6 protein-coding genes are annotated in these 7,969 nt (G+C 38.1%); 2 read left to right on the plus strand and 4 right to left on the minus strand.

The window, feature by feature from the left end; genetic code table 11:
* The first annotated feature begins 68 nt into the window (after window positions 1-68).
* On the plus strand, window positions 69-1,601 hold the full coding sequence (locus AN391_RS19490; protein ID WP_055016924.1) for a recombinase family protein: 1,533 nt from the start codon (window positions 69-71) through the stop codon (window positions 1,599-1,601).
* A 152-nt stretch (window positions 1,602-1,753) separates the two neighbouring features.
* Here the strand turns inward: AN391_RS19490 and AN391_RS19495 are convergent, their stop codons facing one another.
* From AN391_RS19495 to AN391_RS19505, 3 genes are all read right to left on the minus strand, one after another.
* Window positions 1,754-3,451: a hypothetical protein gene (locus tag AN391_RS19495; protein WP_055016925.1), complete on the minus strand. Its 1,698-nt coding sequence runs from the start codon at window positions 3,449-3,451 to the stop codon at window positions 1,754-1,756.
* A gap of 786 nt (window positions 3,452-4,237) precedes the next feature.
* Complete coding sequence (locus tag AN391_RS19500) at window positions 4,238-4,711, minus strand: RNase H family protein (RefSeq protein ID WP_055016926.1); 474 nt, start codon at window positions 4,709-4,711, stop codon at window positions 4,238-4,240.
* A 73-nt stretch (window positions 4,712-4,784) separates the two neighbouring features.
* Window positions 4,785-5,372, minus strand: a complete 588-nt coding sequence (locus AN391_RS19505; RefSeq protein WP_055016927.1) for a recombinase family protein — start codon at window positions 5,370-5,372, stop codon at window positions 4,785-4,787.
* A 423-nt stretch (window positions 5,373-5,795) separates the two neighbouring features.
* Between AN391_RS19505 and AN391_RS19510 the strand changes: the two genes are divergently transcribed.
* On the plus strand, window positions 5,796-6,716 hold the full coding sequence (locus AN391_RS19510; protein WP_055016928.1) for a hypothetical protein: 921 nt from the start codon (window positions 5,796-5,798) through the stop codon (window positions 6,714-6,716).
* Window positions 6,717-7,218: 502 nt separating this feature from the next.
* On the opposite strand, the gene AN391_RS19515 is transcribed toward AN391_RS19510, so the two are convergent.
* The gene (locus AN391_RS19515) at window positions 7,219-7,914 is read right to left on the minus strand and encodes an endonuclease (RefSeq protein ID WP_055016929.1); all 696 of its coding nucleotides are present in this window, start codon (window positions 7,912-7,914) and stop codon (window positions 7,219-7,221) included.
* Window positions 7,915-7,969 lie beyond the last annotated feature (55 nt).

A 7,969-nucleotide genomic window follows, 5' to 3' on the forward strand; every position in this document is an offset into this window, starting at 1 on the left:
AGTTTATAATACCCTAGTGGACCCCATATATTTTTCACTACATTTATATAGAGTTTTACATAAGAGTTATGAACAAGGCATACAGTTACATCCGCTTCAGTACAAAAGGTCAAATCGAAGGCAGAAGCCTCAAACGTCAATTAGAAAACGCTCAAGAATACGCAAATAGCAACGGGTTGGAACTTCAGAGCTTGTCATTTAGAGACCTAGGGGTTAGTGGCTATAAGGGTAAAAACTCCTCTGATGGCGAGCTTGGTAGGTTTATAGAGGCGGTTAAAGAAGGTGTCATAGAGGAAGGAAGCTACTTACTAATAGAGAGCTTTGACCGCATGAGTAGACAACCCGTTGAGACTTCCCTCATGCTCCTAATGAATATCGTAAACTTAGGAATAACAGTCGTCACCCTCATGGATAGACAGGTTTATAAAAAGGGTGAGATGAATATGAACTCCCTAATGCTTTCTTTGGTGTCTATGAGCCGAGCTCATGAGGAATCTGCCACAAAGAGCAAACGTGTAGGCGATGCATGGCATAAAAAACAGAGCAGAGCAGCCTCAGAGCCCATGGGGTCCCCTCTACCTTCATGGCTATATTACAGTGATGATAAAAAAGAGATATTAGTTTCAGTAGCAAAGGCCGCTCTAGTTAAATACATATTTTTACTCTCTGCTGAAGGTTATGGGAGAGGAGCTATTGTTAGAAGATTAAACAGTGAGGGCTTTCCCCCTCTTAGCTCAAGGGCAACTAAATGGCATACATCCACTATCACTAAGCTCCTGAACGGCAGAATGGTCTTAGGTGAATACCACCCCCATGTGTCTAACTCAAAAGGTAAACGTGAAGCTACTGGTCAGGTAATTAAAGACTACTACCCACAAATAATAGATGAAGATTTATGGTACAAATCACAAGCAGCCATAAAAAATAGACGTATTGGTAGTACGGGTTCAATCAAGAAGGGGCTAACTAGGAATATATTCTCAGGCTTTATATCATGCGAATGTGGCTCCTCAGTGCAATTCGTTAATAAAGGGAGTTCACCAAAAGGTGGGTATTATCTAGTGTGTAGCTTAGCTAGGTATGGTGCAGGCTGTAAGTATGCGAGTCACCGTTACTACTATACCCAATGGGTTATCCTAATAGCTCTACAAAAGCTGCTGAAAACCTATGCTAAAAAGCCTGAAGACACCGCTAAGACACTAAGTCTTGAAGGTGAGTTGGTCACCATACAAAAGCAAATAGATAAACTTATTAAAGACATTGATGAGAATGGCTTCAGTACATATATCAGTAAGGCTATCCGTGACAAAGAGAGTCGCATCAACGAGATAAATAAAGAGCTAGCTGACATACAAGCAGCCAAGGCTGTCAACAATGAGTCTATAGACATTACGGAACTCACAGCGAATATCAATGAGCAATCTGAGCGACTTAAACTCCACCAGCATCTTAAGCGACAACTGAAGACTATCGTGCTATACCCTAGCAAGAAGTCTATTGATATCTTAGTGAATGATGGTGATGATATACATTTAAACTACGATGAGAGTACTGAGGTATGGGCCTCAGGTGATGGAATGAGTTTTAAGGTAAAGGCTTAATTACGAACTGAATAGCTTGAGTTAATCAAGTGGGTATTACTTAATCCCTTCCCCTGAAACAACTTGCAAAAGCTAATTGAACTAACGCGTAGTCAATTTCAGGGGTTGTTACCAGTAAACAGTAACTTTAAATCATACCAACAGGGCCTAAGTCATTTATTATTTGTTGCAAGTATTTCCGCAACTTTTTTTAAGTTTTTAAAGTTACCTTCAGCAAAAGGGTTATCATAATCTTCAATTTCAGAAACTTTTCTTGGATAGCTGAGAACATCGCTTATTATAGATAACTGTTTACAGACTTTTTCTTTAATTCTACAAACCTCCTTTTCGTCTATACGTATCCTTTCCATATCAGCTTTATTTTTACTAGCTAGCCCTATAAGCTTATTTTCTATATTTTTTAATTTAGACCAATTATCATCATCTATTTCTTCAGGCTTTTCACCCAAGGGTGAGCCTGCTGATATTTTTCTAATATTAACAAGTAACTTTTCGTATGTATTGATGTCTGTCTCTAATTTAATATAAGCTTTTGCCACTTCTTCTAGTTTAGAAGAATCCTTTTCATTTAAAAATTTATAGTCTGTAGCTTGTAAAGTTTGTAAGAAATTATCACCACCTAAGAATGACTTAGCATCATAAATAGAAGTAATATTCTGTACATTCGCAAAGTTCAATTTATAGGCAAAATTTTCAATCTTTTCTTTTTCACGTTCATTAAGAATTGTCATATCAAATTCGCTCAATGACACTGACCCATAATGATATCCTTCACTCAAACTCACTAAAATATACGCACAATATTTATCTTTTAAAGCTTTTTCATATTTCTTCAGAGTATCATTATTTATATTCTCAGAAAGGATGTTTTTAATAACGCTAGCGACAGGTCCAGGTGATGTATCGTAGTAAGGTATTTTCAAATTATTGATGGATAGAAGCTCGTCATATGCGGCATTAATCAAGTTTTGCCATTTTGACTTTAAAAAATGAATTGGTTTTTCTACTAAAATAATTTTATTAAGACTTTCAGTGTCAAAGCTTTTTTTTACACTATATAAATATAAGTCTTCAAAATGTTTAACCATAGTGTCTTTAAGCAAACCCCACTCGTATTCTGATACCTTTTCAGGCTTTGAAGAATTTAGAATTTTGTAACTTTCATCTTCCTCGAGATTGCTACAATGAAAGGATTTAATGCCCCTCTTACTCTCGATATAAACCTTACGCACTTTATCCCAATCTTGTTGCTTTATGAAAAAAGGTTTAGATTCATTCAAAACGGTCAATATGTCTTTATAGTTACTAAGCTTTAGCTTATTTTCTTTTCGCACTATAAAAAACGAGATTACAGCATAAATAATAAAGCCAAGAGTTAAAATAGCGTAAATAGTGATAAGCACACTTTCACTGTTTGTAGGAGCTAAAGCATTGACCGCTTTACCATTAGAGTGAATTATCTCTATATCCGTATCAGAAACCCTACCTGTAGTTGGTTTAATCGTGTAACTAAACTTTGAGTTGGGAGGGAGAGTGTTATATTTTGCCTGCAAAGACGTTTTATTAATATTTTGCGTGACTTCATCGTTGGCAAAGTTTTTGACTAAGTTAGCTTCCCTGATACTACCCTTAATTTTTATGCCAATTGATTCAATTGTAACTTGACCACTGTTCAAAACAGTTAATTGTTGCACACTCTCTTTCACCTCCCCTTTTTCAACAACCAGAGGGATAGGGTCTGTAAGGTAATACTCAAGTTCGACTGTATCCTTTGTTATGTGAACTATTAAAATCGTCGCAATTGCAGTTCCTACAATGTTTATAAGCGTGCTAATTATGCTTCCTTTCAAAATAAATCCTCTACTTTATTATCTTACAAAATATATCTCACCACTCTAGATACTTCCTTCGCTACCTTACTTAGCATCACAAGACTAAATAGAATTTCAAGATTAAAATTAACTGCAAATTATACTGATACTTTTGCTACAACTTTAGCACATAGCTGTTTAATCTTAAGTTTTTTATTTATACAAGCGAATGACAGCCTACTCCAGACTTCATATTATTCAGAGGTTTATAAAGTCATAACCTCACCACTATGCTTATTGAGTCAATTATAGTGAGCTCGCTTCACTTAATTGCTAGCCCTCTAAGGGGGGGGGATTGAGGGTGCTAACTAGTCCTAGCGATTGCATCGCCCCATGCAGCTAAAAAAAAACGTTATAATCGTTTGCTCATTTTTTTCGACACACTCTATTAACAAGTATTAGGGGCTATTTGAGGTCCATACGAGTTGATGATCTTTCGTTTTTTTTAGTAGTAATGGTGGTACACCTAAGAGAGCTCAAGTGTACGCACATCAGTTAACCCTGCTTTTTAGATAGGGTCAATTTCATCAAGGCTATTAACGATCACATCAGTGATAAGGCTACCAAAGCAATCATTACAGCGTGTCCATGAATCAACTTCTGAATAGTGGTCCTTATGACCACAGTGAGAGCATTTGTAGAAGCCTCCGTAACTTCTGACAGTTAAGAGAGAATCAGGTGAAGCTACTACATTCATTCTCTTATCTGTACTCTTTACTAGCCCACCAGCGTTATCATGTTTTATATCCAATGGTATTCAATAGGTTACACTCCTTTACCTGCTGAAACTGCCATCGCTTTGACCTCTGCGCTTGCTGGGTGGTCTCCCTCATTCGTTATGAGTTCCCATGAAGGCTTAAACTCTTCATTCCACTTATCGAGCTCCTGCCACAGCTCAGCATTCTTAACTGGCTTTTTATTCGCGCCTTTCCAATTCTTAGCCTTCCACCCTGCTAACCATGTGCTGATTCCTTGATTGATATAATTGCTAGAGGTATATACAGCAATAGGTCTATCAGCTAATTGCCTTTCATTGATACGCCTAAAAGCCTCTATAATCGCGGTGAGTTCCATTGCTTGCTGGGTTGTTTCCTTAGCGCTTCCTTTTAACCTTGAGCGCTGTAGGTTGCCCTCGCTGTCTTTACGTGTCATCAGGAAAGCCCATCCGCCTTTTTTCGTCTGTGAGACCCACGAACTGTGAAAATATACGCGTAGTGCGTTGTCTCTTGGTTGTGTCATTGCTGCTCCTTATTATATAGAGATAAATACGCTCTGAGAGGTTCAGAGCACCTAAAAACTGATTAGTATATAGTTATTGCTTTTGTTGCTTTGATTTGGCGTATAAACGCTTTACAGTGGCTTCTGATACACCTAATTGTTTAGCTGTGACTGATATTGATAAACCACTTTCACGTAACTCTGCGACCTTCTCAGGGCTTGCTTTAGCTGGTCTTCCTATTGTCTTACCTTCTGCTCTGGCTCTGGCTTGACCCTCTATGCTGCGCTCTCTTATACGATCCTTTTCGAAGGCTGAGAAAGCTGAGAATATTGCCAACATCAACTTATCTTCAGAAGTCATTACACTATTAAAAGGTAAGTCTAGGCTATGGACTTTGATACCTTTCTTCACTAACAAGCCAATAGTTTGCTGAATGTCTATATTATCACGGCCTAAGCGGTCTAGTTTAAGGACCACAAGAGTATCTCCAGCCATCAGTTTATGTTCAACCATAGCTTTAAAGCCTTTGCGCTCCATGGCACAAACTGCGCCTGATACAGTTTCCTCAACAACAAAGTCCTCTTTTACCTCATAACCTTTATCTTTGAATGATTGCACTTGATTAGCGGTGGTTTGCTCTGTAGTTGATACACGGCAATAGAAGTATGTTCGCTGGCTCACTATATTTCTCTATGGGTAAAAAGTAGGGGTATTTTATGAGCCTAGCTAAAAAGCGTCAACACCCTACTTTTAATACCCCCTATAACTAGCTCATTTCTCCCAGCTCATATATGAATGTTTTTGAGCCACTCTTGTACCCCTCATTTCCAATGGCTTGATTTAAAATCAACGGCGCAGTAACATTTATTGAATTCGAGACTCATAAAGGAACACTTCATAGAGTAGTGGTCTCTCTGTACTTAAAACATCAGCTAAACATAATAGTGCTGTAAGTTCAGTAAGTCGCAAAGTGAAAGAATCGAAGCAAGAAAAGTAATATACCTTCCCAAAATACCAGAACCCCCGTACAAGCGACACGGCACTTAGATTCGTTCGCTATTTATATTAGTGCATAAAATATAGAGGAATTAAGGAGCCCATTTAATGGCAAAACAACGCCCTGTAACCTGTAGAGAGTGCGGTAAGCGTAGAGTAAAAGCATTAACAACTAATCCAATTACAGGTAAGCAGCGTCGCTCTACAATAAGCATATGCCAAGACTGCCACACTAAGACTATTGACTATAAGTTCTTTAGTAGCTCATTTGGTCAATGGTTACGTAGGGCTTTCCAACGTCAGTGTACAAATTCAATACCCACTGATACCAATGAGTTAAGAGGTCTAATCCACCTGTGGAAGTTCTATCGTAAAGCGTGTGGGTTTATAAGCGATGGTGAAACAGTTACCAAAACCTATGAATATCACTTGTGTCATATAGACCCTCTTAAGGGTGAAGGAAACCTCGTAGGTAAGCTTACGCCCTCTAACCTTATGATTGCACCAGCGACACTTAATAGAGAGCACTCAAACATCCCTTTCCCTTACAATGCTCAACAGTCAGTGCAAAAAGGCGATGAGATAACTGATGACAACTTTAAGCAGATATGTCGAGAAAGGTATAATCTGCCATTACTAGCAGCAGAGTTCTGTTTAATATCTCAGAAAAAAGACAAAGCATTGCCAGCTTTTGAATCAAGAGGTGTAAATATACCAACTACTTTATCTAAAGAATTAAAACGCCTTGGCTTCCCTGTAGAGCATTATATTGGAGAAAGCTTTTGTGATGGATACGACGAAACAGCTGAAGCCCTTGCGATTGATGTCTTTGATACGTTTTTTAAAGTTGGTGGGACCCTTGCCTTAGCACACTTAAAACAACACAAAGAAGAAAATCAAGAAGATGAACTCTCAAGTAGCGATATCATGGATAAAATTAAATATGACTTCACATTACCTTCAGAGAAAATAAGGTTGTCGAAAGAAAAGAAAAAACAAAGGGACCTGTGGGAAGATATTGGCTTTTAAGCCTATCCTATTGTTACCCTATGTAATTCCCTTGAGAGTCTTTATATATAAGGCCTACAGGGGAATTAGCACCATGCAGTAACCTAATGTAGACCTTATGTTTAATGCGATAAGTTAACTTCATTAGCCCGTATAGTGTGTTATACGTAAGCTCTTTAGGTGAAAACTACTAATAAGAGTAAACGCTATGCTCCTTTCGTTTCATTTGGTTTATCACTCTTTTTTGACCTTCCACTCCTAGGAAGAGACTTATCCTGAAATAAAAAAGCATACTTTTTGTCGTTCTCATAAACCCTCTTAAAATGTACAACACCATGCTCATCAACGAAAAAAGTATTCATACTCCTCATATGATATAACTCCTTATAATTTGTTTATATGAATAGGTATTAGAGTTTTAACCAACAATACCTACACGGAATTATATCATCTGAAAATGCATAATAGGGGCTCGGCCAACTAGATTATAAGTTCCACTTAGCGATATAACTAACTGAAATAACTATAAAAACATATCAACATAAACGTTAGAGTTACCTTGAAGCTCCTTTATCCTAGCGTTCCTAATGAACTCCCATTCATCAGGAGGATCGCTAAGAGACCACCTAAGAAACATTAAGTGTTCTTCCTCAGACAGATTCACACCATGTTTATAACTCATATAGAGCCATATCCTAGCTAAATCACCTCGAATCCTCCCTGAAGGCTCTACGATATCTTTAGTCCACTCAAAATCACATTGACCAAGCTTTCTGGCTTCCCCTTCAATAATCCCATACCTAGAGTCTGACCTTATACGGTTAGTCTGCCCTACTGAGGGAACAAGATTATGCAAATCAAAGATAATGGCCTGAGCCTTTTTGGAAGTCCTCTCACACACGTTACGATTACCATTAACCCAACAATTCATTTGCCTTGCGGGTGTTAAAGAGGCTGGTACAACATGCTCCCAATCTAACACCGTAATTGCGTTTTTATACTTTGCTTTAGAACCATCATAACCGCATGAAGCTGTATCTATGACACCCCCGCTATCACCTTTAGGCTCATACGAGCAACCACAATACTTTGTAATCGTATACCCAGAATAAACCTCATCCCTAGCGACTTCCTTAGCTTTAGACCAAGACGTAGGAATATACGCGCCATGGGCTAAGCTGGTGGCTAACGTAAAGAATAAAAGACAAAAAGACTTCATTGCTGACCTTTAAGTAGTAAAATTAATTATGGGTCCACTAGGGCTTTAAAGCAGT

Origin of the sequence: Pseudoalteromonas sp. P1-13-1a, assembly GCF_001401875.1 — a bacterium.
In the GTDB taxonomy this organism is placed as follows: Bacteria; Pseudomonadota; Gammaproteobacteria; order Enterobacterales; family Alteromonadaceae; genus Pseudoalteromonas.

What these genes read in the sequence shown, in the direction of transcription:
- AN391_RS19510 (WP_055016928.1), top strand. Translation starts at nt 5,796, where the DNA reads ATGGCAAAACAACGCCCTGTAACCTGTAGAGAGTGCGGTAAGCGTAGA.
- AN391_RS19490 (WP_055016924.1), top strand. Translation starts at nt 69, where the DNA reads ATGAACAAGGCATACAGTTACATCCGCTTCAGTACAAAAGGTCAAATC.
- AN391_RS19500 (WP_055016926.1), bottom strand. Translation starts at nt 4,711, where the DNA reads ATGACACAACCAAGAGACAACGCACTACGCGTATATTTTCACAGTTCG.
- AN391_RS19515 (WP_055016929.1), bottom strand. Translation starts at nt 7,914, where the DNA reads ATGAAGTCTTTTTGTCTTTTATTCTTTACGTTAGCCACCAGCTTAGCC.